This window comes from Filomicrobium insigne, assembly GCF_900104305.1.
Lineage (GTDB): Bacteria > Pseudomonadota > Alphaproteobacteria > Rhizobiales > Hyphomicrobiaceae > Filomicrobium > Filomicrobium insigne.
The window spans coordinates 67316-93924 of record NZ_FNJC01000001.1 but is presented as its reverse complement, the minus strand read 5'-3'; the positions used below and the strand labels follow the sequence as shown (position 1 = coordinate 93924).

General features: G+C 56.5%; 24 protein-coding genes. 12 read left to right on the top strand and 12 right to left on the bottom strand.

The genetic code is table 11. From position 1 onward, the window contains the following. Positions 1–20: 20 nt before the first annotated feature. Genes BLS30_RS00430 through BLS30_RS00420 form a run of 3 tightly spaced genes read right to left on the bottom strand, consistent with a single transcriptional unit; the run spans position 21 to position 2920 of the window. Positions 21–932 carry an ABC transporter ATP-binding protein gene (locus BLS30_RS00430; protein ID WP_090225823.1) on the bottom strand — a complete coding sequence of 304 codons (912 nt, stop codon included), beginning with the start codon at positions 930–932 and terminating at the stop codon, positions 21–23. A gap of 31 nt (positions 933–963) precedes the next feature. Further along, a complete protein-coding gene (gene ntrB / locus BLS30_RS00425; RefSeq protein WP_046480251.1) occupies positions 964–1794 on the bottom strand; it encodes a nitrate ABC transporter permease in 831 nt (276 codons plus the stop codon). A 4-nt stretch (positions 1795–1798) separates the two neighbouring features. Beyond that, positions 1799–2920, bottom strand: a complete 1122-nt coding sequence (locus BLS30_RS00420) for a CmpA/NrtA family ABC transporter substrate-binding protein (RefSeq protein WP_425284131.1) — start codon at positions 2918–2920, stop codon at positions 1799–1801. Between the two features lie 513 nt (positions 2921–3433). Between BLS30_RS00420 and BLS30_RS00415 the strand changes: the two genes are divergently transcribed. Beyond that, on the top strand, positions 3434–5374 hold the full coding sequence (locus BLS30_RS00415) for a sigma 54-interacting transcriptional regulator (RefSeq protein ID WP_090225820.1): 1941 nt from the start codon (positions 3434–3436) through the stop codon (positions 5372–5374). A gap of 4 nt (positions 5375–5378) precedes the next feature. Here BLS30_RS00415 and BLS30_RS00410 read toward each other — a convergent pair whose 3' ends face one another. Beyond that, complete coding sequence (locus BLS30_RS00410; protein WP_090225816.1) at positions 5379–5957, bottom strand: glutathione S-transferase; 579 nt, start codon at positions 5955–5957, stop codon at positions 5379–5381. Between the two features lie 191 nt (positions 5958–6148). Here BLS30_RS00410 and BLS30_RS00405 point away from each other — a divergent pair, with 191 nt between their 5' ends. The 3 genes from BLS30_RS00405 (at position 6149) to BLS30_RS00395 (ending at position 9798) form a co-directional block, all read left to right on the top strand. Continuing rightward, entirely contained in the window at positions 6149–7582 is a 1434-nt protein-coding gene (locus BLS30_RS00405) for a multicopper oxidase family protein (RefSeq protein ID WP_170832377.1), read from the top strand. A gap of 262 nt (positions 7583–7844) precedes the next feature. Next, a complete protein-coding gene (locus BLS30_RS00400) occupies positions 7845–8414 on the top strand; it encodes a TRAP transporter small permease subunit (RefSeq protein ID WP_046478254.1) in 570 nt (189 codons plus the stop codon). A 1-nt stretch (position 8415) separates the two neighbouring features. Continuing rightward, the gene (locus BLS30_RS00395) at positions 8416–9798 is read left to right on the top strand and encodes a TRAP transporter large permease (protein ID WP_046478255.1); all 1383 of its coding nucleotides are present in this window, start codon (positions 8416–8418) and stop codon (positions 9796–9798) included. On the opposite strand, the gene BLS30_RS00390 is transcribed toward BLS30_RS00395, so the two are convergent. After that, complete coding sequence (locus BLS30_RS00390) at positions 9795–10733, bottom strand: LysR family transcriptional regulator (RefSeq protein ID WP_046478256.1); 939 nt, start codon at positions 10731–10733, stop codon at positions 9795–9797. The genes BLS30_RS00395 and BLS30_RS00390 overlap by 4 nt on opposite strands. Then, positions 10730–11356, bottom strand: coding sequence for a carboxymuconolactone decarboxylase family protein (locus BLS30_RS00385; protein WP_052743852.1), 627 nt, complete (start codon positions 11354–11356; stop codon positions 10730–10732). Before BLS30_RS00385 ends, BLS30_RS00390 begins: the two co-directional genes overlap by 4 nt. A gap of 277 nt (positions 11357–11633) precedes the next feature. Here BLS30_RS00385 and BLS30_RS00380 point away from each other — a divergent pair, with 277 nt between their 5' ends. The 5 genes from BLS30_RS00380 to BLS30_RS00360 all read left to right on the top strand — a co-directional run bounded on the left by BLS30_RS00380 (position 11634) and on the right by BLS30_RS00360 (position 17178). Next, positions 11634–12734 carry a TRAP transporter substrate-binding protein gene (locus tag BLS30_RS00380; protein WP_046478257.1) on the top strand — a complete coding sequence of 367 codons (1101 nt, stop codon included), beginning with the start codon at positions 11634–11636 and terminating at the stop codon, positions 12732–12734. A 189-nt stretch (positions 12735–12923) separates the two neighbouring features. Further along, a complete protein-coding gene (locus tag BLS30_RS00375) occupies positions 12924–13952 on the top strand; it encodes a PDR/VanB family oxidoreductase (protein WP_052743853.1) in 1029 nt (342 codons plus the stop codon). Between the two features lie 61 nt (positions 13953–14013). After that, positions 14014–15138 (top strand): Rieske 2Fe-2S domain-containing protein, encoded by a 1125-nt coding sequence (locus BLS30_RS00370; protein WP_046478258.1) that lies wholly within the window; start codon positions 14014–14016, stop codon positions 15136–15138. A gap of 28 nt (positions 15139–15166) precedes the next feature. Beyond that, positions 15167–16381 (top strand): CaiB/BaiF CoA transferase family protein, encoded by a 1215-nt coding sequence (locus BLS30_RS00365; RefSeq protein WP_046478259.1) that lies wholly within the window; start codon positions 15167–15169, stop codon positions 16379–16381. 44 nt (positions 16382–16425) lie between these two features. Continuing rightward, entirely contained in the window at positions 16426–17178 is a 753-nt protein-coding gene (locus BLS30_RS00360; protein ID WP_052743854.1) for an enoyl-CoA hydratase/isomerase family protein, read from the top strand. 38 nt (positions 17179–17216) lie between these two features. Here BLS30_RS00360 and BLS30_RS00355 read toward each other — a convergent pair whose 3' ends face one another. From BLS30_RS00355 to BLS30_RS00345, 3 genes are all read right to left on the bottom strand, one after another. Further along, the gene (locus BLS30_RS00355) at positions 17217–18590 is read right to left on the bottom strand and encodes a cation-efflux pump (protein ID WP_046480256.1); all 1374 of its coding nucleotides are present in this window, start codon (positions 18588–18590) and stop codon (positions 17217–17219) included. A 154-nt stretch (positions 18591–18744) separates the two neighbouring features. Continuing rightward, positions 18745–19674, bottom strand: coding sequence for an AEC family transporter (locus tag BLS30_RS00350; RefSeq protein WP_046478260.1), 930 nt, complete (start codon positions 19672–19674; stop codon positions 18745–18747). A gap of 64 nt (positions 19675–19738) precedes the next feature. After that, on the bottom strand, positions 19739–21118 hold the full coding sequence (locus BLS30_RS00345) for an L-serine ammonia-lyase (RefSeq protein ID WP_090225810.1): 1380 nt from the start codon (positions 21116–21118) through the stop codon (positions 19739–19741). Positions 21119–21508: 390 nt separating this feature from the next. Here BLS30_RS00345 and BLS30_RS00340 point away from each other — a divergent pair, with 390 nt between their 5' ends. Then, positions 21509–22342, top strand: coding sequence for a GntR family transcriptional regulator (locus tag BLS30_RS00340; protein ID WP_090225808.1), 834 nt, complete (start codon positions 21509–21511; stop codon positions 22340–22342). Between the two features lie 6 nt (positions 22343–22348). Here BLS30_RS00340 and BLS30_RS00335 read toward each other — a convergent pair whose 3' ends face one another. After that, a complete protein-coding gene (locus tag BLS30_RS00335; protein WP_090225805.1) occupies positions 22349–23920 on the bottom strand; it encodes a bifunctional aminoglycoside phosphotransferase/ATP-binding protein in 1572 nt (523 codons plus the stop codon). Positions 23921–24205: 285 nt separating this feature from the next. Here BLS30_RS00335 and BLS30_RS00330 point away from each other — a divergent pair, with 285 nt between their 5' ends. After that, complete coding sequence (locus BLS30_RS00330) at positions 24206–24640, top strand: DUF3775 domain-containing protein (RefSeq protein WP_090225802.1); 435 nt, start codon at positions 24206–24208, stop codon at positions 24638–24640. 106 nt (positions 24641–24746) lie between these two features. Here BLS30_RS00330 and BLS30_RS00325 read toward each other — a convergent pair whose 3' ends face one another. Further along, positions 24747–25523 carry a ferredoxin--NADP reductase gene (locus BLS30_RS00325; RefSeq protein ID WP_046480257.1) on the bottom strand — a complete coding sequence of 259 codons (777 nt, stop codon included), beginning with the start codon at positions 25521–25523 and terminating at the stop codon, positions 24747–24749. Between the two features lie 137 nt (positions 25524–25660). On the opposite strand from BLS30_RS00325, the gene BLS30_RS00320 reads away from it, so the two are divergent. Then, the gene (locus BLS30_RS00320) at positions 25661–25951 is read left to right on the top strand and encodes a hypothetical protein (RefSeq protein WP_090225800.1); all 291 of its coding nucleotides are present in this window, start codon (positions 25661–25663) and stop codon (positions 25949–25951) included. Here BLS30_RS00320 and BLS30_RS00315 read toward each other — a convergent pair. Further along, positions 25929–26573 (bottom strand): L,D-transpeptidase, encoded by a 645-nt coding sequence (locus BLS30_RS00315; RefSeq protein ID WP_244512328.1) that lies wholly within the window; start codon positions 26571–26573, stop codon positions 25929–25931. The two genes, BLS30_RS00320 and BLS30_RS00315, sit on opposite strands and share 23 nt — an antisense overlap. Positions 26574–26609 lie beyond the last annotated feature (36 nt).

Below are 26609 nucleotides of genomic sequence, written 5' to 3'. Positions count from 1 at the left end.
TTGTTGATCTTGGGGAGCGCTTAAACCGCGACCGACACCAGCGGGCGCGGCGAAGTAGGGCGGCCGTCGGACTGGACCTCATCCAAAGCGGGCCGGACAGTGATCGGGCTATTCGTTGAACCATCGGACTGTGAGCCCGAGAGCTTCTTGGACCGATTGGTCAGGAAATCCACGAGGTGGTTGCGGATCTTGTAGTAACCGGGATCATGAATGATCTCTCCGCGTTGCCGCGGCCGCGGAATATCAACCACCACGCTTTCGGCGATGCGCGCGTAGGGCCCGTTGGTCATGAGAAGAATACGGTCGGCGAGAAGGATGGCTTCATCGACGTCGTGCGTGATCATGAAGACGGTTTGCTCGGAGCTGGACCAGATGCGGGTCAACTCGTCTTGGATCGTGCCGCGCGTAAGCGCATCGAGCGCACCGAACGGTTCGTCAAGCAGCAACAGTTTCGGCTGGATAGCAAACGCTCGCGCAATCGAAACACGCTGCCGCATGCCGCCGGAGAGCTGAGCCGGTTTGCGGTGCTCGGCTCCCCCAGTCAGCCCCACGAGCCCCAAAAACTTTTGCGAATGCTCGTAGACCTGTGCGCGTGTCCACTGAGGATGCCGTGCACGAACGCCGAACATGACGTTCTTAAGTGCTGAAAGCCACGGCAGGAGTGAATAGTTCTGAAACACGACGCCGCGTTCCAGGCTCGGTCCGGAAATCTCCTTGCCATCCATGATGATGCCGCCCTCGGTGGGCTCATCGAGCCCGGCGAGGATGTTCATGATCGTGGACTTGCCGCAGCCGGAGTGGCCGATGATGCAGACAAACTCGCCGCGCTTGATAGTGAAGTCTGCGTTCTCGAAAACCGTTAGGGGCTGGCCGTCTTTGGGGCCCGGAAAACGTTTGGCGAGTTGGGAGACTTCTATGAATGACCTGCTCATGAAGCTTATCCTTTTCGTTCGTCCGGCCGATTTATTCTTGGAACCGCACGGCCTTCTGAAGTTGCCCGAAGGCGGCGTCTAAGAGCATGCCTACGACCCCGATCATCAGGATCGAAAAGATCACGCTCGTCAGGTCGAGGTTGTTCCACTCATTCCAGACGTAGTAGCCAATGCCTGTACCGCCCACGAGCATCTCCGCCGCGACGATGACGAGCCAAGCGATGCCGATTGAAATCCGCATGCCGGTCACGATCGTCGGAGCTGCCGCCGGCAAAATGACGAGAAAGGCGGTCTTGAGAGGTGAAAGCTGATGTGTCCGCGCGACGTTCACCCAGTCCTTGCGCACACCCGCCACGCCGAACGCTGTATTGATGAGCATCGGCCAGATCGAACAGATGAAGATTACGAAAATGGCTGAGGCCTGGCTGTCCTGAATGATGAACAGGGCGAGAGGCATCCAAGCCAAGGGTGAGATAGGCCGCAGCACTTGGATGAATGGATCGAGCGCCTTGTACATCAGGGGCGACATCCCGATCAGAAACCCGATCGGGATTGCCACGAGTGCCGCCAGGAAGTAGCCGGTCAGCACGCGGTAGAGTGAATACCCAATCTGGATACCAATGCCTTTGTCGTTTGGGCCGTTGTCGTAAAACGGCTTCGACAGTTCGGAGACAGCTTTCTCGATCACCGCCGAAGGCGGAGGGACGCGCGCCTGCTGCCCCCCGCCACCGGTCATAAGTTCGTATTCGGAAAGCTCTCCCGAAGATTGTGAGTTCGGCGTCGCAAGTTCCCAAATGCCGAGCGTAGCGACGAGCATCAGAACGGAAAGCAGCACGGCCTTTAAGTTGTCTGCGATCGCCATGGCATCAGACCCCGCGCTTGATCGGGAAGCTGGCGACATACTCTTCCGGCTTTTCAGGATCGAACGTCTTGCCCATGATCGTGTAGCTCTCGTAGGTCTTGTCGGGCACAGGCATCCCGAGATCCTTCATGAGCTTGCCGCAGTCGGCCGTCAGATAGACCTGCTCTGCGATCTTCTTGTAGTCGACATCGCCTTCGATATAGCCCCAACGCTTCATCTGGGTGAGGATCCACACGCCCATGGAGTGCCACGGGAACGGATCGAAATCGATGCGATCGGGGACGTTTTTGACATTGCCGAGACCGTCAGCGTAGCGGCCGGTCATGACCTGCTCGATGACGGGCACGGGCTGATTGAGATAGTTCGCGGGAGCGATCGCAGTCGAAATTTCTTTGCGATTATCCTTGTTGCTGGCGTACTGCGTAGCGTCGACCAGGGCCTTCAACAGGTTGCCGTAGGTGTTGGGTAGCTTCGTCGCGAATTCCTGCGAGCAAGCGAAAGCGCAGCAAGGATGTCCGTCCCAGATTTCCTTCGTGAGAATATGGATGAAGCCAACTTTTTCCCAAACCGCGCGCTGATTGAATGGGTCGGGCGAGAGGTAGCCGTCGAGATTGCCGGCGCGCAGGTTGGCCACCATTTCGGGCGGCGGAACGACACGGATCTGAATATCCTTGTCGGGATCGAGACCTGCTTCGGCCACGTAGTAGCGCAGCAGGAAGTTGTGCATCGAGTACTCGAACGGAACCCCAAACTTGAAGCCCTTCCATTGTTTCGGGTCGTTCTTGTCTTTGTGATCGTTGTGCAGGACGATCGCCTGCCCGTTGATGTTCTCAACTGCCGGCATGATGAAAGGCGTCGCTGTGGAACCCGCACCCATGGTGATGGCGAGCGGCATAGGCGTCAGCATGTGAGAGGCGTCGTATTCGCCGTTGAGAGACTTGTCTCTGGCAACGGCCCAGCCCGCCGTCTTGATCACATCAACATCGAGGCCATACTTCTCATAGAACCCAAGTGGTTTAGCCATGATGATCGGCGTCGCACAGGTGATGGGAACAAAGCCGACCTTGAGTTTCGCCTTTTCCGGTTTGCCAAGTTCATCGAGAATGGCAGCCTTCGCAGCGTCCATGGGAAACACGGCTGCGATCGCAGCTGCGAGAGCGGAACCGCCGAGCAGGCCGGCGAAGGATCGGCGTGATAGTTCGTTGTGACCGAAGACGGAGCGGACGACAGCGCTTTCGATGGCGCGCTCAAGAGCTTCTTCGTTGTTTTGAGGAGCGCTCGCGTTGGCGGCACTGTCATGATGATGACCCGAGGTCCCACATTCAGAACAACTACAACCTTTGCCGTGACGTAGATCCAGGTTGGATCGTAGGGATTGCCTAGGCTCTTTGTTGTCATGGACGACACTCCATCGTTGCTGTTCGTCGGGGATCCGACCTCCGAAACTGGTTAACCTCTCAGCAAGACGTGTGCCAAAACTCGAGATGAGAAAAATTACATTTGAAATCAGTATGATGGGTGGAGGCCGCAGGGTGCGGATGGGTGTTATCTAAATTCATAAATTATCAGTTTTCAAAATCAAATTATGAATTTAAAAAATAGAAATCGAGTTTTATGCTCTTCGGCAGGGGGCTTTGTCATGAATGTAATCCCAACCGATATCCTCGGAGCGGAAGCTTCTCCGGGTTTGGCTGACGATCCCGCGGCGCGGCTGCTTCTTACGGGGTTTGAAGCATCACCCCAGGCACAATTAATCATCTTCCCGTTGGAGAATGCAGTTCTGCGTGCCAACGAGGCTGCCTGCCGCTTTTTTGGGCTGACACGCGCTGAACTCCTGACGACGAGAGTAAGCGACCTTTACCCGGACTCCTTCGGCGAGCTGCACGTGGCCTCGGAAGCGGCGATGGTAAAGGGCCATACGATTTCGCGAGACCTCGTCGCAAAGGCAGAAGAGGATGCGCCGAAGTCGGTGGAGCACGAGTTTGTGGCCTGCGGAACAGGCAGGGGCGCCGTGCTGATCCTCAAAATTCATGATCTCGACGCCATGCAGCGGCGTGCGGTGGATAACGAAGCCAACGTCACAATTCGTCGTGGTCTGGAAGAGTGGCGCAAAGCCGAGCGGATCTTTCGCGAAATCGAGCAGCGCAATCAGCTCATTCTGTCCGCCGCGGGTGAGGGCATCTATGGCGTGGACGACAACGGCATTACGACGTTCGTAAATCCAGCGGCTGAAAGAATGTTGGGATGGACTGCGGAAGAGCTGATCGGACGCAAGATCCACGACGTCGTTCACTCCAAGCATGCGGACGGCTCGCGTTATCCGGTGGAATGCTGCCCTATCTACAATGCGTTCAGGGAATGCGTCGTGACCTGCGTCGATGACGAGGTGTTCTGGCGCAAGGACGGCAAGCCCCTGTGGATCGAATACACGTCGACGCCGCTCATGCAGGATGGCCGCTCCATCGGCGCTGTCGTGATCTTTCGCGATATATCCGAACGCAAGAGCAATGAAGATAAGCTCATGAAGGCGCTTGATGAGAACGCTGCCCTGCGTGAGCGGCTGGAAAAGGAAAACGCCTACCTGCAGGAAGAAATTCTCACGCATTCGAACCACCACGAAATTCTGGGGACGTCGGCTGGTACGATGCGCATCATTCGCCAGATCGACGTCGTTGCGCCGACGGACGCCAACGTTCTGATCACTGGGGAGAGCGGAACGGGCAAGGAGCTGGTCGCGGTCGCGATTCATAAGGCGTCAGCACGGAAGAACCGTCCGTTAATTCGTGTGAACTGCGCGGCAATTCCACGTGAACTGTTTGAAAGTGAATTCTTCGGGCACGTTAAAGGCGCGTTCTCCGGCGCATTGCGTGACCGCGTCGGTCGCTTCGAACTGGCCGATGGCGGAACCCTCTTTCTCGACGAGGTGGGCGAGATCCCGATCGACCTCCAGTCGAAGCTCCTGCGCGTGCTGCAGGAGGGCTATTTCGAACGGGTAGGTGAGGAGCACACGCGCGGCGTCGATGTTCGCATTATCGCCGCGACGAACCGTGATCTTGAGAAGGAGGTGTTGGCGGGGCGCTTCCGCGAAGATCTGTTCTTCCGTCTCAATGTGTTTCCCATAGAGTGCCAGCCGCTACGGAAGCGGCCGGAAGATATAGCAACGCTGGCTCAAAACTTCCTGAGCGTCAGTTGCCGGCGAATGAATATATCTGAGCCACGTATGACCCGCGCCGACATGGAGGCCTTGCAACGCTACAATTGGCCGGGTAATGCGCGTGAACTCCAGAACGTCATGGAGCGGGCCGCGATTTTGTCGACGCGGGGCAAATTGCAGCTCAACCTTCCGGGAAGAACAGATACGCCGAAAGAGGTGCGCGCGCCCGCCAAGGCAGCGACATCTGTCGATGAAGATCGGATACTGACGGCGCAGGAATTGGATGAGCTTGAAAGAAGCAATCTGGAACGTGCCCTTATGGCGAGCCAAGGGCGGGTGTCGGGCGCAGGTGGCGCTGCCGAGCGTCTCCAGATAAATCCGCAAACGCTCTACTCGAAACTGCGCAAGCTTCAGCTCAAGATCTAAGTGCTTAAACCTTCGTCGCCAGCATCGAAGGACGCGTGCTAACCTCTTCCAGCCAGGGCCCCAAACCAGGCTGGAGGCTACGCCAATCGAGCTCCTTCAGCCGCAAGTCCAAATAGGCGAGCGCGCAGGCCAAGCCAATATCGCCCAGGTCGAAGCGGCCGGACGGCGGAGTTGGTACCCTGGGCAAGGCGCGGGTGATAGCGTTACGCTGCCTTTCAAGCCAGGAATGCCACTGGAACTCAACGGGACGGCGCCCTTCCAGAACCGATGCCACTGTGGCATCCTTCAGCCCTTGGGCTATTCCTGCGCGCGTAAGGACTTCCAGCCTGTTCGGCTGAACGAGCGAAGGCGCGGCACTAATGTTGTCCAGATATTCGCATATGGTCGTGCTCTCAGTGATGACGCCATCTTCTTTCGTCGCAAGTGTGGGAACCTTGCAGAATGGCGACACCGCAAGCAGGTCCTCCGGGTCCTTCCAGGGATTGACCTCCACAAGTTCGAACGCATCCACGAGCCCCTTCTCATGTGCAACCACGAGCACTTTGCGAGCGTATGGCGAGGTAGGGCTGTAAAACAACTTCATCTAGGGGATCCTGTGGCAAGGCACTGACTGAATGTGCGGGCAGAGCCGGATTTACAAGCCGCTTGATGCCACCTTCGAACTCGCAATGCAAAGTCTGGAGTGACGCCTCAATACCTGACCGCGAAATTCGGCTAAACTGCAGAATAACGTTATATTGGCAAGAGCTGGCGGCACCCGCAGTGCGCGGAGGGATGATGCGCTTCACGATCACGCGACGACAATTCACTGGGGGTGCCTCGGCTTTTGCCGCTGCGACAGTCTTGGCGGGGTCGCTGAAAGCGCAACAGCCTTCCACAAATGAACAGGTACGGCGATTAACCGCTAAGCTGGGTGAAGCCGAACTGTTGGAGACAGATGCGCCGCGCACGCCGATCTGGGGCTACGAGGGCCATGTGCCTGGGCCTGAATTGCGCGTTGCGCAGGGCAAACCAGTCGCCATTGATCTCGTCAATTCGCTGCCTCAGCCGACGACAATCCACTGGCACGGCATTCGGATCGATAACAGCATGGACGGCGTTGCAGGGCTCACGCAAACCCCGGTCACTCCGGGCGAAACTTTCGCGTACCGCTTCTCGCCACCTGATGCCGGCACCTATTGGTATCATCCGCATAACCGGACCTGGGAGCAGTTGGCACGCGGTCTTTATGGCCCATTCATCGTTGAAGAGCAGCAGCCACCGCCCTGTGATCAAGATCTGGTCCTGATGATCGATGACTGGCGCCTCGGGGACAACGGTCACATCGACGAGGCGTCCCTTGGAAGCATGCACGACATTTCGCATGCGGGACGACTGGGCAACGTCCTGACGCTCAACGGGCGCGGCGAACAGGATATCCCGGTACGCGCTGGGCAGCGCCTGCGCCTACGGCTCATCAATGCTGCCAACGCACGCATTATCGGGATTACGTTCGAGGGACATGTCCCGATGGTGATCGCGCTCGATGGGCAGCCATTAGATCGTCCGTTTGCGCCGGGCAATAACCTCGTACGCCTAGCCCCTGCACAACGCGCAGATCTTATTTTGGATTGCGACCAGGACGTCGGGGCGCAGACTTCGATCCTGGCCGATACCGGTCGGGAGAAGTTGCGTATTGGCCGTTTTGTCTATCATAAGGAAAAGCGCGAACGGCCGAATATCCTGACCGACATTCCTTTACTGCCCCAAAACCCGATGCCGGTCGCATTGGACCTCGATCGTGCCATCAACGTAGATCTTGAGATGACCGGCGGTGCGATGTCGGCGTTTGAAGCCGCCGAGTACAAAGGTAAGCGCTATGGTGCGCGCGAGCTGGTCCGCGAGCATCATAAAATTTGGGCATTCAACGGAATTGTTGGAATGCCCCAATCGCCGTTGATGCAGATACCGCTTGGGAAAACGGTAAAAGTACGCATTGTCAATCGTACGGCTTGGCCGCACGCGATGCACTTCCATGGCCATCACGTAAAGGAGGTCGCGCACGCGCGGCGAACGCCTCTACCCTATTGGCGCGATACGATTTTGATGGAGCGCGGTGAAGAGGTAACGGTCGCCTTCCTGGCGCATAATCCGGGACGCTGGATGCTTCACTGCCATATGCTTGAGCATCAAGCCGGCGGTATGAGCAGCTGGTACGAGGTCGCGTAAGCCTTCATGACTCTAAAGCGCGGGACGCTCACCAATACAGAATTCCTGTTGAATCCTTATTCAATAAATTCGTTTGAGTTGATGGGTCGTCTTTGCGACTGTCGACCCAAACTGAATTCGGTTTCCATTTCGGGGCTGGATTGCGACGTGCGTCTGTGCTGAAAACGCTGGGCTTTGATCCAGGTGGCAACATGATGCGCACTAAAATTATAGAGCTTGAAAAAGCCGGTTAGGGTGGAAGCGCTTTGGGTTTCGGGGGGACATGGAAGGTCTTGCTGCGGCGGTAACCGCCATAGAGTGGTTTAACGAACGCGTTGGTCGCGTCATCTCGTGGCTCAGCATATTACTAGTCTTCAACACGTGCCTAGTCGCTGTGCTGCGATATGGGTTCAGTCTGGGCTGGGTTTGGCTGCAGGAAGTTTACTTGTGGACCCACGCCATCATCTTCCTTTTGGCATCGGGTTACACGCTTCTCCACGACGGGCACGTCCGCATTGACGTCTTTTACGGCGCCGCGAGCCCAAAAACAAAAGCCCTGATCAACGGTTTCGGAACGCTCGCATTCCTGTTTCCGACACTCATTTTGATCTGGTGGGTCTCCTACCCTTATGTCGAGCTGTCCTGGAGCCGGCTTGAAGGCTCTCAGGAGGCTGGCGGATTAGCCGGCCTGTTCCTGCTTAAGAGCTGCATCCTTGCCTTCGTCGTCCTCGTTGGTCTTCAAGGCTTAGCGTTATTGCTGAGAAGCATCTTGGTGCTCCGTGGCGCCGAAGAATGGAGTCCGGATTTTAACGCCGCGCCTCAAGGCTCAGCTGCAGCTCATTCGGGGGAATAAGATGCCGACAAACGAACTTATGAGCATTCTGCTTCTCGTCGCAGTTTGCGCCGCCATGATGCTCGGCTTTCCCGTCGCCTTTACGTTGGCGGGAGTATCGGTTGTGTTTGCGTTCATCGGGGCTTCGATGGGCGTGTTCGATTTGTTCTTTTTCAACGCAATCCCTGGTCGCCTCTACGGCGTGATGAGCAACGAGGTTCTTGTTGCTGTACCGTTGTTTGTGTTCATGGGCGTGATGCTCGAACGCTCGCGGATTGCTGATGAACTCCTGGAAACGATGGGCCAATGCTTCGGCTCGTTGCGCGGTGGCCTAGGCATATCCGTAACCATCGTCGGCATGTTGCTGGCGGCCTCGACGGGCATTGTCGGAGCAACAGTTGTCACCATGGGGCTATTGAGCCTGCCTGCGATGTTGAAGGCAGGTTACGACCCCAAGCTGGCCTGCGGAACGGTCTGTGCCTCGGGCACGCTGGGTCAGATCATCCCCCCGTCGATTGCCTTGGTCGTGCTGGCTGACTCGCTATCTGGCGTATATGCGGAATCGCAGCTCGCAAAGGGCAATTTCATCGTCGAACCGTTCAGTGTCATCGATCTGTTCGCGGGCGCCTTGATCCCAGGGCTAATGCTGAGTAGTCTATACATCCTCTATCTCGTCTACATGGCTATCTTTAACCCTGAGACGAGCCCGGCATATTATCGCAAGGATGTCGGGCGGACGGAGCTGATCCTCAAGATCGCAAAGGCTCTCGTGCCACCGATCTTCCTTATCCTGGCAGTGCTCGGGTCCATCCTGGGAGGTCTGGCCACGCCAACAGAAGCAGCGTCATTCGGTGGCGTGGGGGCAACTCTGTTGGCTTTCCTTCGCGGGCAACTTAAGATCAGCGTATTGCGTGAGGTCGCAAGTTCAACGGCACGTATTTCCGCAATGGTGTTTGCGATCTTGATCGGCGCGTCGATCTTTTCGCTGACGTTCCGCGGCTTTGGCGGCGATCATTTGGTTCATGAGTTTCTGACGGGCCTACCGGGCGGGTTCTTCACCGCCATGCTCATTGTTATGCTTGTTATGTTCGTGATGGGCTTTGTGCTCGACTTTATCGAGATCGTTTTCATCGTTGTGCCCATCGTAGCACCAGCGCTTTTCATGGCCGATATCAGCCCTGTTTGGCTCGGCGTGATGATGGGTATCAACCTGCAGACGAGCTTCCTGACACCACCATTTGGTTGGGCGCTGTTCTATATCAGAGGCGTGACACCATCGTCGATCAAGACCACGACGATCTATCGGGGTGTGATGCCGTTTATCGCAATACAGATCCTGATGCTGGCCATCATCTGGACCTTCCCCGAAATTGCGACCTGGCTGCCGTCAGTCCTTTTGGGCTAAGACGCGGGTAAGGATGAACGTTTTTCCCGCCGGCCGGATTTGGCCGGCGGCACATCGGAAAAGTTACTCACCGCAGCGGCCAGTCGCGCAATTTTCCGCGCGACTGGTTGAATGCTGCCGATAGCCGTCGTTGCGGTGAATTCCACGCGAGGAACCGCCGGATCGGTTTCGAGGATCTTCAATCGTCCTGAATCGATCGTGTCCTGATGGCAGCGAGGCGGGAGCAGCGTTAAGCCGAGGCCAGCTGCTGCCAGCGAGGCAGCGACGCCGAAGCTTTTGCACGTATCTACGCGGCGGCAATAAGCGTCACCCGAGCGAAACCAATCTTCAATTGAGGTGTAGTGATACGACTCTCGCGATAAAGCGATGATCGGATATTCCTGCATAAGCTTGGGTGTGAGAACTGAATCCGGCACGCCAAGAGACGGACTGGCGACCCACGCGAAATCGACGTATCCGAGCGGCACCGGCGTCGTGCTATAGCCGGGAACACGACCGGGAATCAGGATGAGATCAAGTGAGCCCTGATTCAATCGCTCAATAAGATTATGGGTGAGCGCTTCGTCCAGCTCCACGGTGATGGATGGAAACCGCTCATGGATGAGCTTCATAAGCGCGGGAAGCCACGTGACCGAAATCATCTCAACGACACCGATACGCAAGATGCCGGTCGCGGCGTCTTCTGCCCCAATGGTTTGCTGAATTTCAACCGAAAGCCGCATCGCCTGTTCTGCGTAGGCCATTAGCTCGCGACCCTTGGCCGTCGGGCGCGCTGTGCGTTGACTTCGGTCGAAAAGTTCGACGCCCAAATCGCGCTCAAGCTCTATGATGCGCATGGAGACAGTAGATTGCGTTGCATTGAGCCGCTGAGCCGCCGAGCAGAAGCTACCCAGTTTGGCGGCCCAATAATACGTTTCCAATTGCTTGAAATTCATTGGGCTTCCTCGCGCGATGTTTTGTCGTTCGTACGCGCGGGCGATGTCGGCATACCTTCGCCAGCCTCCAATCCAGAGCCAGAGAGCATTGTCATGAGACTTGTCTCGGCGTCGATTTGCAGTGCCTGATTGAACTTGTTGAACAATGTGCACAAACCGATGCGCACGGTGAGTTCGACAATCTCCCGCTCGTCGAAATGCTTGGAGAGATCCTCAAATACGCTGTCCCTGATGCCCCAGGCTCGTTCGGACACAAGCCGCGCATAATCCCGTACGAGGCGTTCCTTCTCGCTGAGGCCGGGTACATCGGGCTCCAAAATGTTTTCGATGGTTTCAGGCTCTAGCCCGTGCGCAGCCAAGGCGGCTCCGTGATGTCCGACGCAATAAGGGCAAGCGTTGACGCGGCTCGTCGTAACCACAGCGATTTCAATCAGTCGTGGCGAGAGGCTTGGCGATGATCGTAAGGCCTCGATCAATCCATAGAGATGCCGAAACGCATCCGGTGAGTGGGCAAGCACGCGGACTTGGTTCGTGAAGTCGCGCGGAGGGGTTGAGAACGTTTTCCAAAGCGTTTGAAGGTCGGCCGGCAATGCCGACCCGTCTAATTCGCCCACGCGCGCCATGCGTTCAGCCTCCCCGATCTTCGCTGAAATGATTGGGTGTGTATTGACTGATTTTCATGGAACACCCCCGACGTTTCAATTTTATCCTATCAGATTTAATGGAGAGTCTAGATTGAAAATAATCGATTGTAGTGATGCGTTTCGTCTCCGATAGTGTTCGCATGGGATCGTCGAACGCTCCGCGACGCAGCGGCAGCGAGCGTCGGTTCCTGCAAAAAAGGGGGTGTCGTAAAGTAAGCGGGGCTCCCGATAAAAATGATTGTCGGAGGAAATACCCATGCATCGCAGGACATTCATGGTGTCTGCTGCAGCGACAACGGCTGCGGCAGCCGCTGCGACTTTCCCCAAGCCAGCAATTGCCCAAAACAAGCGTAAATGGCGGATGGTGACGACTTGGCAAAAGAACCTGCCAGGGCTCGGCACAGGAGCGCAGTACTTTGCGGATCAGGTGACCAAGTGCACCGGCGGACGTTTGTCCGTTGAGCTCTTCGCTGCCGGCGAAATCGTACCGGCATTTGAATCCATCGACGCGGTGAAGACGGGTACCGTCGAGATGGGCCATGGGTGCCCTTATTATTGGAAGGGCAAAGCACCCGCGGCTGAAATTGTCAGTAACTTCCCCTTCGGTCTGACCGCTCAGGAATACAATGCCTGGTATCACTTCGGCGGCGGTGAAAAGCTGTGCGATGAACTTTATGCCGATGCGTTTGGCTGCAAGTTCTTTCCCTGCGGTAACACCGGCGTGCAGCATCCGGGCTGGAGCCGCAAAGAGGTCAATACGCTCGACGACATTAAAGGTCTGAAGGTGCGTATGCCGGGTCTCGGTGGCGAGGTGATGAAGCGTCTCGGTGCCACCGTTGTTAACTTGCCGGCCAACGAAGTAACGACCGCGCTGGCCTCTGGTGCGATCGACTGGGTCGAGTGGAACAACCCTTACGGTGAAGCATCCTTGGGCTTCTGGCGCCACGCGAAGTACTACTACACCCCGGGCTGGCACGAGCCGGGAACAGTGCTCGAACTCTTCGTCAATAAGAAGCAGTGGGATTCGCTCGAAGACGATCTCAAAGCGATCGTTCAGCAATGTGCATTCTCTGCGAATGTTGTCATGTTGAGTGAATTCCAGGCGCGCTCTGGGCCCATCCTTGATCAGTTTGTGAACAAGCACGGCGTCGAGATCCGGAGGCTCAACGACGAGCAGATCACGAAACTCGGCGAAACGTCTGCTGAGGTTCTAAACGAGATCACGGAACGGGATGCGTTGGCGAAGAAGATCTTTGCCAGCATGAACAAGTTCCGTGGCGAGCAGAAAGCTTACACCACCGTTGCGGAAGGAGATTTCCTCCACGCACGTTCACTGAATTTCAGCTGGCCCGCCTAACGAGCTACTGATGCCGGTGCCCTGCAAAGCATGGCGTGCAGGGCGCCGGCCCTTATTTTACGGCGTTTTGGTGTCATGATGATCAAAAAAATTGATGATATTCGTTCTTTTAATATCGTTTGCGTCGATTGATGGGATGGGCGAGCATGAGCATGAAAGCAACACGGCTTATCACGCCGGAGGGTGGACATGCTTGAAGAGACGGACAGGTTTGAAAACGAGATGAATGAGACGTCAACGGATGACGATCTGGCACGGCGCAAGGAAAAGCGTACGGTACGTGTCGCTAAAATCGAAGACGTTGCAGAAGGCATAAAGACCTTTGAATTCGTCGCTTCTGATGAGACGCCGTTGGCTCCGTTTACGGCCGGCGCACACGTCGAAGTGCATTTGAAGGATGGAACCATTCGTTCCTATTCACTTTGCAACGATCCGGCGGAACGGCACCGGTACGTCATCGCAGTCCTGAAGGAAGAAAACGGCCGCGGCGGTTCGAAGTTGATGCATGAGGCAATCAGCGAGGGCGACTCGTTGGTGGTCAGCAATCCGCGCAATCACTTTCCTTTGGCTGGCCGGGAGGCACGCGCGCATCTGTTGTTGGCAGGTGGCATCGGCGTAACGCCAATGATGGCCATGATAGCGGAACTGGACGCCAAGGGTGCGCGGTGGTCGATGCACTACGCAACCCGCAGTCCCGAGCGGACAGCGTTTCTCAAGCAGCTCGCGCCTTACGTCGAGGCTGGCAAGGTCACGATCCATCACGATGGCGGGATACCTCAGAATGGGCTCGACATCAGAGCTCTTCTCTCCAACTACGAGATTGGAACGCACCTTTATTTCTGTGGTCCCCAGGGGTTCATGAACGCCTGTGGCGAATGCACGGAAGCGTGGCCACCCCATGCCGTCCACCGCGAATACTTCGCTTCAGCCGGCATTGAATACGATCAGTCGGAGAATGTGCCCTTCGAGGTCAAGATCAAGAGCACGGGGCAAACGTTGCCGGTTCCTTCCGATCGCTCAATTTCCGAAGTCCTGAAGGACGCCGGTTGCGTCGTCGATACCGACTGCGAGGATGGATACTGCGGCACCTGCATTACACGTTACCTCTCCGGTAATCCTGAGCATCGCGACACCGTTCTGAGCGACAAAGAGCGCAAGAGCTACGTGATGGTCTGCTGCGCGCGAGCCAAGGGCGGCGTGCTTGAATTGGATCTCTAACCGAGGCCCGGAGCTGCAAGTTACCCCAGAACAAAACAATAAACACGAGCGAGGAAACGAAATGACCGAACAGATTTTTGTGCGAGACTGCTGGTATGTTGCCGGGCTCTCGTCTGACTTTCCCAAAGAGAAGCTGACGGGGCACACGATCGCCAAACGTCCGATCGTGATGTGGCGAACGAAGGATGGCGATGTCGTTGCCTATGACGATCGCTGCTCTCATAAACGCTTTCCGCTGTCCAAGGGCCGCTTGATGGAAGATGGCACGCTCGAGTGCGCCTATCACGGTCTGCGCTATGACACGTCCGGCAAGTGCGTGATGATCCCGTCTCACCCCACCGGGCCTATCTCCCCGCAAGCCGTAGTCCGCGCGTTTCCTGTGATAGAGCAGGATGGCTTAGTTTGGATCTGGCCGGGTGATCCCGATAAGTCTGAAACACGCAAGCCGCCTCGCGTGCCTGAGGTTGGCGATGACAAATGGGAATCGATCTGCGTCGGCCCCATGACCGTCGACTCGAACTATCTGCTTCTGATCGAGAACCTGCTCGATATCACGCACTTCTATCCGCTGCACGATGGCAACATCGGTGATATCGCCAACAGCCGTATTCCGATCGAGTTGGAAGAGGGCGAAGTTGACGGCAACAAGTATGTAATGACCATTCGCAAGACCAACGACTACGCCCAGCCGCCCTACCTTGTAGATTGGTTCCACTACGATGTCGTTGACCGGCACCACACGCACTGCCTTATGAATCCTGGTGTTACGCGCGTGGTTATGCGCAACGCCCCTCCAGGCGAGCTCGCACCGCGTGAAGGCGACCAGGAATACCCCGGGGAGATGAACGTCGAGGGTGTTGAGCGTGGGTACGTGCTGATCCATACGCACACCCCGATTGATGAGCGTAACCACGTGTGGCGCATCATCATCAATTGCCCCGCACATCATATGTCCAAGGGTGATCCTTCCAAATCGACCGCGCGCCGCGCCTCTGAAATGTTCCCCGATGTGGCGGCAGAGGATCTCTGGGCGGTTGCTGAGCAACAGAAGATGTTTGAATACCCTGACGAGGGCTATTCTGAAGTCTTCCTCAAGCCGGATCTTGCCCTGCGTCGCGCACGTAAGATCTTCGCCGATATGCATCGCGAGGAGACGGCCGGTCGCCCAGCCGAAGCCGCGGAATAAGATTGCTTCGGCAAGGGGACAACAAGAAATGGCTAAGAGCAGAGGGCCCAACGGGCCACTCGCCGGAGTGAAGGTTCTTGAGTTCGGTCAAATCGCAGCGGGCCCGTTTACGGGCTCGCTGTTGGCCGACCTTGGAGCTGACGTCGTTAAGGTGGAAAATCCAGTCGGGGGCGACGGCATGCGCGGTTGGCCGCCATTGACGCCGAGCCCGGATGGCGAGGTCTACAGCGAGAACTTCGCTTCGCTTAATCGCAACAAGCGTTCTATCGCCGTCGACCTGAAGGACAAGCCGAGCATCGCGCACCTCAAGGAATTGATGGCTGCCAGCGATGTGATCATCGAGAACTTCCGCGCTGGCGTGTTGCGTCGGCTCGGGCTCGGCTATGATGAGGCCAGTCGCCTCAACCCTCGTCTCGTCTATTGCTCCATATCGGGTTTCGGGCAAACCGGCCCATATGCGCAGCGCGGTGCTTTCGACGTGACGGTGCAGGCTATGAGCGGCCTGATGAGCGTGACAGGAGAAGAGGGACGCCCGCCTGTAAAATGCGGCGTGCCGGTCGGCGACTTCTGCGCTGGTCTGTACGGGGCTTACACGATCCTCGCGGCCTTGATGCGTGCCCGCGAAACGGGTGAAGGGGCCTACATTGATTGCTCGATGCTGGGCTCGCTCGTCGGCGTTGCAGCGCTCCAGACCAGTGAGTTTTTCGGCACCGGTCGTGACGGGCGGCGCCTGGGCTCCGCGCATCCGCGCAACGCGCCTTACCAAGCCTATCGCGCCAGCGACGATTATTTCGTGATCGCCGCCGGTAACAATGAGCTTTGGAAGCAGGTTGCCGAAGCTGTCGGTTTGCCCGAGCTGACCGAAGATCCACGCTTCAAAACTCAGCTTGACCGCGCCCAAAATCAGGAGGCGTTGGCGGAAATCCTAAATACTCCGTTTTCCCAAAAGTCTGCGAGCGAGTGGCTCGAGGAGATGGATCGCCGCGGGGTCCCGTCGGCGCCCATCAACACCTATCGGGAGATCCTGGCTGATCCGCATGTCCGTGAAATGGGACTGATACATGAGTTGCGGTTGCCGAATGGCGTTCAGACGTGCACAACGGCTTATCCGGTGAAGATGACGGGATACGAGTTTGAGATCTCCCGTGAGCCTCCACAACTCGGTGCTCACACCGAAGAGGTATTCGAGGAGTGGCTCAGCTCGCCTGCACGCGTCGTGGCGCAGGGTGGAACCGGTCGTTGAAGCTCGGAAACTCCGAAACGCAACAGGAAAGCTAAGACCTGTCTATGACCATAGATGAACGGCTCGACGCGAACAGCGTCGAGGTTAGCAAGGACGGAACAACGACAACGCTGACGTTGTCACGGCCAGCCAAGCTCAACTCGCTCGATAGCGGTATTGTCGAAGAACTTCTCTCTGCGCTTGAAGTCTGCCGGGGCGACGGAACGCGTCTCGTCGTGTTCCGTGGCGCGGGTAAGGGCTTTTCGGGAGGTTTCGACTTTACTGGCCTGGAAGAACAGACAGAGGGCGATCTCGCTCTGCGCTTCTTGCGTGTTGAGGCACTTCTCCAGGCAGTGCACTATGCTCCGTTCGTGACGATGGCTCTTGTGCACGGACCCTGCTTCGGCGCAGCCGCCGATTTGGTCGCCTCGTGCACGCATCGTATCGCTGCGCCAGGCGCGCGCTTCCGCATGCCGGGCTTGCGTTTTGGTGTCGTGTTGGGCACGCGGCGATTGGCCGAAGTCATCGGCCGGGACAATGCCCGTGATGTGCTGTCGAAGTCCAAGATCTTGGAAGCTAACGAAGCTCTGCGCATCGGCTTCCTAACGGGAATTGCGGAACAGGATAACTGGCCGCAACTGGTGACAGAAGCAACGGAAGCCGCATCCATTCTGAGTGCGTCGCGACTGGAACGCGTCCTGCAACTGACGAACGACGATCGCCGGGATTCTGATCTCGCCGAATTAGCCCGCTCGGTCATGGAGCCGGGGCTCAAAACCCGAATTTCCGACTACATCGCCTCGATGAAGAAGAAATAAGCCGGCCGCTGCCTGCCGTCTCCGGGCAACGGGCATGCCTAAATCGCACGCTGCGGTTCGGCATGCCCGACAACCCGTACAACATCGGGATGGAGCGAACGTACACGCCGCTCCACTTCATCGACAGCCGTATGGGCATCGCTCACCAGCATGTCCGGCGGCAACCGGCAGTGGAAGTTCATGATAAGGCCAAGCTCGGTCGAGCGAATACGCACGTTGTGCACGTCCCGCACGACGCCGCCTTCATCGGCTGAAGCAATGAGCGAGTCTTTCAGCGTGCGATAGCGCTCGTCCGGGATTTCTTTGCCGGACAGCCAGTTCGCTGCCATGGGCTCGATGTGCGTATCGATTTCGATGTCATCGCCGAGTTCTTTGCGGATGGCGGCTTCGAGTTCGCTGGCGGCATCGTGAGCTTGGTCGACGCTGAGATCGGCTTGAACCTCGATGTCGACGCTGATCGAAAGCCGTCCGGCCACCCGTTGGATCGTCAGGCGATGGATGGCGGCGCCGAGATTCGCGGCAATCACGCGCAGGTGCGTTTCAATGGCTTCATCGTCGACCGCGCGCGGCTCTGCAACGACGATCACCTCGGCGTTGGGAAATTCATTCTGGACCGTTTCGACGATCTGAGCGTTTAGCGCCGAGACATGGTCAAGGGGAAGTGACCGGCTGACGGCGACAGCGAGTTCAACAAAGAGCGTCGCGCCTGCGCTACGTACACGGGTTCGCTCAACAGCCAGAACTTCAGGGATCCTTTCAACGTGCGCGGCAATGGCGCGGCTAGCCCCTTCAGGCGCCGTGTCAACCAGCGTGTCAAAAGTCTGACGCCCCAGCTTAAACGCCGCAAAAATAATGAAACAGGCCACAATGAGAGCTGCAACAGCATCAGCCGACATTTGCCCGAACGCGACGAAAATCATGCCGATTAGCACGACGCCGGAAGACAGCATATCCGAAAGGAAATGCAGCGCGTCCGCTTCGAGTGCCGGACTACCCGTGGCTTTAGCGACTTTACGGAGAGCCCGTACGCGCCAGAAGTCGACAATGATGGAGCCGACCAGAACGGCGATAGCCATCCAAGCGCCTTCAATGACGTGGGATTCACCGAGAAGCCGCTTGATCGCTTCATAAGCGATCCATCCGGCAGCGCCAAAAAGCAAAACGACCTGGAATAGCGCCGCCATGCTTTCCATTTTGCCGTGGCCGAAGTGATGGTCGTCATCGGCGGGTTTGTGGCTGACGCGGACGGCCCACCAAGTGATCAGGGTCGCGACAAAATCCGAGGAAGAATGAACGCCCTCCGAGATCAGACCGATACTGCCCGTCATGAAGCCGATCACAAACTTGACGATCGCCAAACCGCCGCTTGCCAGCACCGATATCAGGGCGACGTGCTCTTTTTCCTTTTGCATGACGTTGTCTCGTTGGCGGACAAGACAAACGATATCTGCCCGCATGTCATGGATTTCGGCTGACGGCGTGGCGGCCAGTCTGCTGATGTACGCTTATGCGCTATCTCAATAGCCTTTGTGAGCACTCAGGCAAGACCTTGTGGCACGTTGCGGACTACATAAATTGCCGGGCCAGCGTGAGGGTTAGAGGCATAGTGAGGAAAGCAAAGACGGTCTGCAGTGTCACGATCGCCGCCATGAGTGGCGCGTCTCCACCCATCTGCTTCGCGAATGTGTAAGACGAAGCAGATGTGGGCACCACGCCGAAAAGAAGCGCGACGACGGTCTCCATCTCGGAAAGGCCCATGAGAATAGCGAGCACCAGGATCGCAGCGGGGAATATGACGAGTTTTATAACGCAGGATATCAACATCGGGACGACGGCCGTCTCCAAGCCGCGCACACGAATATTGGCGCCTACGCAAAGTAGCATCACGGGCAGCGACGCATTCCCCAGAAGGGTTGCGGCCTCATTCAACACCGGGACAGGCCCGTCGGTCAGCATATTCGTCAGGACACCTAATCCGATCGCGATGATCAACGGGTTCCGTACGAGGTCCCGCAGGATATGCCGCGTTAAGCCCTTTTCCTCACCGTCGTGCAGCATGGCGACCATGGCCGTCACGATCGCTATATTCGTGACCGGAATGAGAAGGGCCGGAATGAGCGTCGCCAGCGCAAGCCCTGTCGGACCGTAGAGCGATCCAGCGACCGCCAAGGCGATGAACATGTTGTGGCGAACAGCGCCTTGCAGAAACGAAGTCCCCGCCGCCGGGGAAATCGTCATCACGCGCAAAACCAGCAGCGCGCAAACAAACACGACCGCAAACGATCCAAGGATCACAACGGCATACGAGCCGATAAGATCTGGCGAAAATTCGTTGGTAGAGGTCTTCTGAAACAATAGAGATGGAAGGAGCACCCAATAGACCAATCGGTCGTTCAGACTCCAGAACTCAAGGCTGGGGATGTCGCCCCTGCGCAGAATATGGCCAAGCACGATAAGGAGAAAAATCGGCGCAATGGCCACCAAAATTTCGAGCAAACGAAGGCTCCGCGCCGCTAAATGATCGTTACAGGTTCCCTCGCAACGGCAAAGTCGCGATGCTTCAGCAGGCTACGACGTTCACAGCCAACCCGCCCGTAGATGTTTCCTTATACTTGAGGCTCATGTCGAAGCCCGTCTGTCGCATTGTCTCAACGCACTTGTCCAATTCGACCACATGTGACCCATCTCCCTTGAGTGCAAGAGACGCAGCCGTCACAGCTTTAACAGCGCCGAACCCGTTGCGTTCGATGCACGGAACCTGCACCAATCCTTTCACGGGGTCGCAAGTCATGCCGAGATGATGTTCAAGTGCGATCTCTGCCGCGTTCTCAATCTGCTCGTTTGTGCCTCCAAGAACGGCGCACAAGCCTGCCGCCGCCATCGCGGAAGCGGAGCCCACCTCGCCCTGGCACCCGACTTCAGCTCCAGATATCGAAGCGTTGTGTTTGATTAGGCCTCCGATAGCAGCGGCGACCAGCAGAAAATCTCGCACGTCGCTCTGCTGCGCCCCGGGGCAAAACTCAAGATAATACCGGATCACTGCCGGAATAACGCCGGCCGCACCGTTCGTTGGGGCTGTCACGACCTGTCCGCCTGCAGCGTTCTCTTCGTTCACTGCCATGGCAAAGGTGGAAATCCAATCATTGATCTCATGTGCATAGAGAGCATTGGAGCGATGTTGACTTAATTTTTTATAGATGGCGCTGGCGCGGCGTTTGACGGCCAGCCCGCCCGGTAACGTCCCTTCAGTCGCGAGCCCACGGTCGATGCAATCGTTCATAACCGACCAGATTTTATCGAGCCGGTGCGTTAGCTCTTCTTCCCCGTTCAGGCAAAGCTCGTTGGCGCGCTTCATCTCAAGAATGCTCTTGCCCGACTCCTTGCCTAATCGAAGCATCTCCTGCGCGCTCTTGAATGGGAAAGGCTTCGGAATTGCGGGCTCTGTGCATAAGGTCACCCCGGCTTCAAGTTCGTCCGCAGTGAGCACGAAACCGCCGCCGATCGAATAATAGATCGTCGCGTGAATCTCCTGGCCGTCCTGATCGTAGGCATGAAGCCACAGGCCATTGGCGTGGCCCGGCAGGGCCGGACCATAATCAAAAACGATATCCACGGCCGGATCGAAACTGTACGTAGGCAGCCCAGGCGCACTAATTTGTTTTGTGCCGGAGATTGCTGCGAGCGTCGCCTCCGCGTGGTCGTAATCAAGCACCTCTGGCAAAAGACCGGCCAGCCCCAAGATGACAGCCCGGTCAGTCGCATGTCCTTTCCCGGTAAACGCAAGCGATCCGTAGAGCGTCACGCCAAGGCGGGCAACGCTTGTGCCCTTGCCTGTCCGCAATTCATCAAGGAACCGATTGGCAGCCACCATCGGCCCCATCGTGTGTGAACTCGACGGTCCGATGCCGATTTTAAAAATTTCAAGCACACTGATGAACATATGATCCCTCGAACGATGGCAGTGCGCACAAGGAGAACTCTGCCATAAATTCCGCTGGCCCGGAACTTTGCCAATTACCCAGAATGCGAGCCACTATCACGGCGGAGCTAGTAGATGCCAGTGAGGTGTCACTGAAGTGTGACAATGCCTCGCCGACACCAGCAAATTATTTAAGCGCTGGGCAAAAAATCTGCCAAACTGTGCATCTCCGCCCAGTGGGCTGCCAATTACATGTGCGGGTCTTATCCGTCCGTATCCGACACACGCATATTTGCGCGGATCGCCGACAAGGGTATTAAAGATCAACCGTCTTGATCTAAATCATACGTCTTTTTGGTATGCGTCTTTAGATTGCAGTATAGTTTCCATCACGAAAGACGGGTTATTGCTATGGCTGATACTGAAAATAATCTTGCGCAAAACCATGAGGTTACAGTGCCTTTTACGCGGTCTGATCAGCGTGACACCGCACGGTTTGACGTGCTCATACGCACCCTGTCAAATTTTTCTGCGGAAGCCGGCATCTCCAAAATTCAGGCTTTGGTGAATGCTATTTCAGAATTGATTGAGCGGGGGTACTGGCGTTCCGGAGACCGGCTCCCCACGGAAAAAGAACTGAGTCACGAGCTCAATATCAGTGTTGGCACAGTGCAGGCTGCAATGCGGGCTCTGCAGAATGCGAGCCTGGTAGAGCGGTCTCGGCGTTCTGGGACATTCGTTTCCCAAACGCGCGAACAAGGTTCAACAGTATGGTACTTCCGTTTTCGTAACCCGGATGGATCTGGGCTAATGCCCTGGGAAACCAGGGAACTTTTCGTCGAGGAAGTGAAAGAGAAAGGTGACTGGTCAAAATTTTTGGGGGAATCCCCGAGTTATGTGAAGATTTCGCGCGTGGTGTCGGTAGCGGATGAATTTCGGTTGTGGTCGGATCTTTATGTCGATGGCCAGCGTTTTCGTCCGATCCTCGATACACCTCCGGCAATTCTCGCTGGAAAAAATCTTCGGATTTTCTTGCATGAGCGGTTCAATGCCCCGACATTTCGTTCCACGCATCTGATTTCACGCTGCGAACTGGATCCGAAACAGGCAGAAATGTTGGGCTGCAAACCAGGTGAAGTGGCCATTAGAATAAAGGCCAGGAGCTTCACATTCCGTGATGCTCCAATCTCTTTTCACGATATCATTGTTCCACCGAACCGATTTGAACTCGAAGTCGGAAACTAATAAGCGCTAATTGTGCTGCGGCAATCCTATGATTTTGGCAGCACGCAAACGGACCTCGTCTGGGCCGGCGTCAACGTCTATATGCTGCCAGTCGACCACTCCTATATCGTAAGAAAGCTGTTGGTGGACGACTTGAACGTCAGCGTCTGAGGCGTCCCCTTCGCGCGCGGAAACGCGGGCATACAGAACATCAGCCGGCGCAGTTAGCCATAGGCCTAAGAATTCGGCGTCGGCTTTCCGGGCGCGCGCTTCAATGTCCCTGCGTTCGCTCTCCGTCGCGAAAACCGCATCGACGATAACTGAGTGGCCAGCTCTTAGAGCGCACTCGGCCTTATCTCCAAGCCGTTGATAAACGTGCGCCGTTACCTTTTCCGCATACGCAGACTCAGGCAGAGGCTCCTCCGGATCCCATTCGTACATGAGCTTGCGTTCCACGTCGCTGCGCAGATGCAGCGCGCCGGGAACAGGTTCGATGTCGGGCGCGAGCATGCGCGCTACCGTGGTTTTGCCCGTTCCAGATAATCCACCGACCACGATCAGACGAGCCCGGGGCGGCGTCAAAAACTGTCGGGAAAATGCAAAATACTGCCTTACATCGTCATCGATCGCAGCTGTCCGGTCTTGGGAGACATTGGCTTTTCTATCCAAACCCACCATCGCGCGTATCGCCGCCCGGCAGGATAAGAAGAACGGCAGAAGAGCTAGGCCCTCCAGGTGGCGAATGCCGGATTGATCCTGCAGATATTGATTGAAGAGCTGGCATGCGTGACGGCGCATACCTCGCCGGTAAAGGTCCATGAGCAGAAAGGCGAGGCCGTAGAGCACGTCGATCGTTGCCAGGGTCTCGTCAAATTCGAGTGCATCGAACAGCGTCGGCCCGCTTTCGAGAAGCACTATATTGCGCAAGTGCATGTCCCCATGACACCGCCGCACGAAGCCTTGGCGCGCCCGTTCTCGCATCAACGGCGTGGTCTCGCGGAGCGCCGCTGAAGCTGCAGCCCTGTAAGCTGCCACGTCGTCAACAGGGATCGGGCTGATGTCGCGGGTAAGTGCAGCGGTCACGTGCTCCAGGATGGTTTCAAAGCTCTTCGCTGGATCAACGTCTTTATGGACGGTGGCACTTCCGTGCGTGTCGACGATGTGATGGGCGAGCGGGACCATAAGCTTTTCATCGAGCTTCCCCGCGATAGCCATTTCATCCAAGAGCTGGCTTTGCTCGAAACGTCTCATGATCAGGACGTATTCAACGATCTCTCCTGCACCCTGCCAGGACAGCATCCCATCGGGCTGCCTAAGGATCGGGCAGACGCGAAGATAAAGTTCAGGAGCAATTCTTGTGTTGAGCTCGAACTCGCGATTGCAGGCCCTCAGCCGTTGGTCAAGCGTCGAAAAGTCGAGATAGGGAAGGCGTACGGCGCGTTTCATCTTGTAGGCATAGTCGCCGGCAAGGAAAACGATGGCCCCATGTGTATCGATGCGGTCGACGCCTTCCGGCGCAGGCGCATAGTTCGCCGGGTTTTCTAGAAACGCGATTACGTCCGCTTGGGCGCCATTCGCTTCCGGGACCGTTGAAGCCATTCTTGAGCTACCCTCCAGTGACAACGCTCGATGTCAGTCCGCAATCTTGCGGTCCACTGCTGCAAATCCGCGTTAACGGTCAAGCGTGACAGACGTTCCAAACAGAGATGTGAAACCACCAGACAAGATGAAACTCAACCAATTACGTCGTGGTGCGTTGTTTGGCTGAGTTCGCCTCATTGAGGTTTGGGAGGCGGGTAGCGCTTTGAGGTCGATCAAAGCCCGCAGCCGCTTCTTGAGGCAGAGCGTAGAAAGCTCTCGCATTGCTGCGTTAGGAGACGACACATGGACAGCAATCAGGTGGATCTCAATATCACACCCGAAAAAGTCGCTTATGTCATTATCAAGGCCCGCGAGTTCGACGCAAAAGTTGATTCCTGGAACGATCCGGATGCGAGCGACGAAAATGACGTCAGCGATGCAATACTGGAAAACCTCGCGAATGATCCGGTGCGCACCGAACTTGCGACCTTCATCGCCGAACTGAACGATGATGAGCAAGCCGAGCTCGTTGCCATAGCATGGGTCGGGCGCGGGACGTTTGAACCGGAAGAATTTGGCGAGGCGCTAAGGACTGCACGCGAAGAGCGTACGAACCCGACGGCGGATTATCTGCTGGGGCTTCCTCTGCTCGCGGACTACCTCACCAATGGGTTCGAAAACCTCGGATTTTCGATTGATGATGCCGAGGATGAGCTCACCAGAGGTGAAGTCATCTGAGGTGCGCCCGCCAATAGCGCTTCAGTAAAAAAGCGGTTCCGCTCCGGGCGAAACCGCTTCGACAAGCCTATGATAAGCGGCTCTCAGGTGCGCGTTTGTTCGATCGTCACTTTTCGACGAACGCCTTTTCGATCACATATTCGCCGGGCGTTCCGCTGTTCCCCTCGGTGAGGGACATATCTTCCAGAATTTGCGTCATTTCCCGAAGCATCTCGGGGCTGCCGCACAACATGGCGCGATCAAGTTCGGGGTCAATCGGTGGCAACGTGAGATCTGAGAACAGCTTTCCGCTGGTCACAAGATCGGTGATCCGGCCACGATTTTCGAAGGGCTCGCGGGTCACCGTAGGATAATAGATAAGCTGCCCCTGCACGAGTTCGCCGATGAACTCGTCCTCGGGAAGTTCTCTGCCGATCCGTTCGCTGTAAGCTAGCTCGGCCACCTGCCGGCAGCCATGCACGAGAACAACCTTCTCGAAACGTTCATACGTCGCAGGATCACGGATGATGCTCATGAATGGAGCAAGTCCGGTTCCCGTGCTGAACAAGAACAGATTTCGCCCTGGTTTAAGGTTATCGATAATAAGTGTGCCAACGGGCTTTTTCGACACCAGAATGCGGTCGCCTTCGCGGATGTGTTGAAGGCGCGAAGTCAACGGCCCGTCAGGAACTTTGATCGAAAAGAATTCCAGGGTCTCTTCGTAGTTTGGGCTGACGAGCGAATATGCGCGCATCAACGGCCGACCACCTTCTGTCTCAAGTCCCATCATCGTGAACTGTCCGTTCTCGAAGCGGAACGAGGGACTACGTGTCGTGGTGAAGCTGAACAGCGTGTCAGTCCAGTGGCGGACCGACAGAACGGTTTCTTCGTAAAAAGCGCTCACGATCGCATCTCCGATCACAGGTCTGGTGTTCAAGGGACCAGAACGGTTATCGACCAGATCCCCTAAAGAATTGCGTAGGTATTGGAAAGGCGCCCTCTTTGACGCGAAGGCTGGCCCTGTTTCCAGTGTTTCTCTGGATGGCAGAAGCTCTCAATACGCAAAATCAGTTAGCGTGTTTCGAGCCGCCGCCACCGTGGCCGTTTTTGAATAAGCATCATGTGCGCCCCTTTAACAGAACAGTCAACGGGCCCCTCGAGGCGCTCAATCGACGCAATTTCAGCGCGAATAGATTGAATCGTAAAAACGAATTTCATGCTTTGCCGTCGCGGGACAATACGCAGATCGTCAAGTTCGGCGGATCAGGGACGGTATTCCCGATCCGCCAACAAGAAAAAATTTTGCGTGTCACCGTGCCGCAACGCGCTTAGGTTGGAATTTTTTTCGCGTCACGATGACTTTTACGCCGATTTTTGTTCGGCTGTAGAGGTCCTTAACGTCCTCATTATACATTCGGATACAACCCGCAGAGACGGCTTCCCCAATTGTCCACGGAGCGTCCGTGCCGTGAATGCGATAGAGCGTGTCGCCAAGATAAAGGGCACGAACGCCCAACGGGTTCTGCGGATGACCACCTGGCACGTAACTCGGTAGTTTCGGATTCTTGCGGATCATGGACGGCGTTGGCCGCCACGATGGGTTGACCCGCTTCATGGTGACGGGAAGCGTTCCCTCCCAATTCGCGTATTTGGCAGGGGCGGTAATTGGGTATGAGGTTGCCTGCCCCCCTTCCTCAATCCGGTAAAGCCGACGATCACCAAAGCTGACAATGATTGTGCCTGCCGGGTACTCCGTATTTAGCCGGACAGTCTGTTTGCTGATCCGCGACTGAGCCATGCTATCGAAAAAACCTTGCGCGTGAACCTGAGGTGCAAGGAACGATGACGTTAGAGCTGCGAGAGCCGCGGCTGAGCACACCATCCGACGACTGATACGGGAACGGAAAGCGGGTGTGATGAGCGGCACGCTAATACGCTCAGGATGATACAACATGTGAAAGACCTCCGAGCGAAGGGCACAAATCCCCTC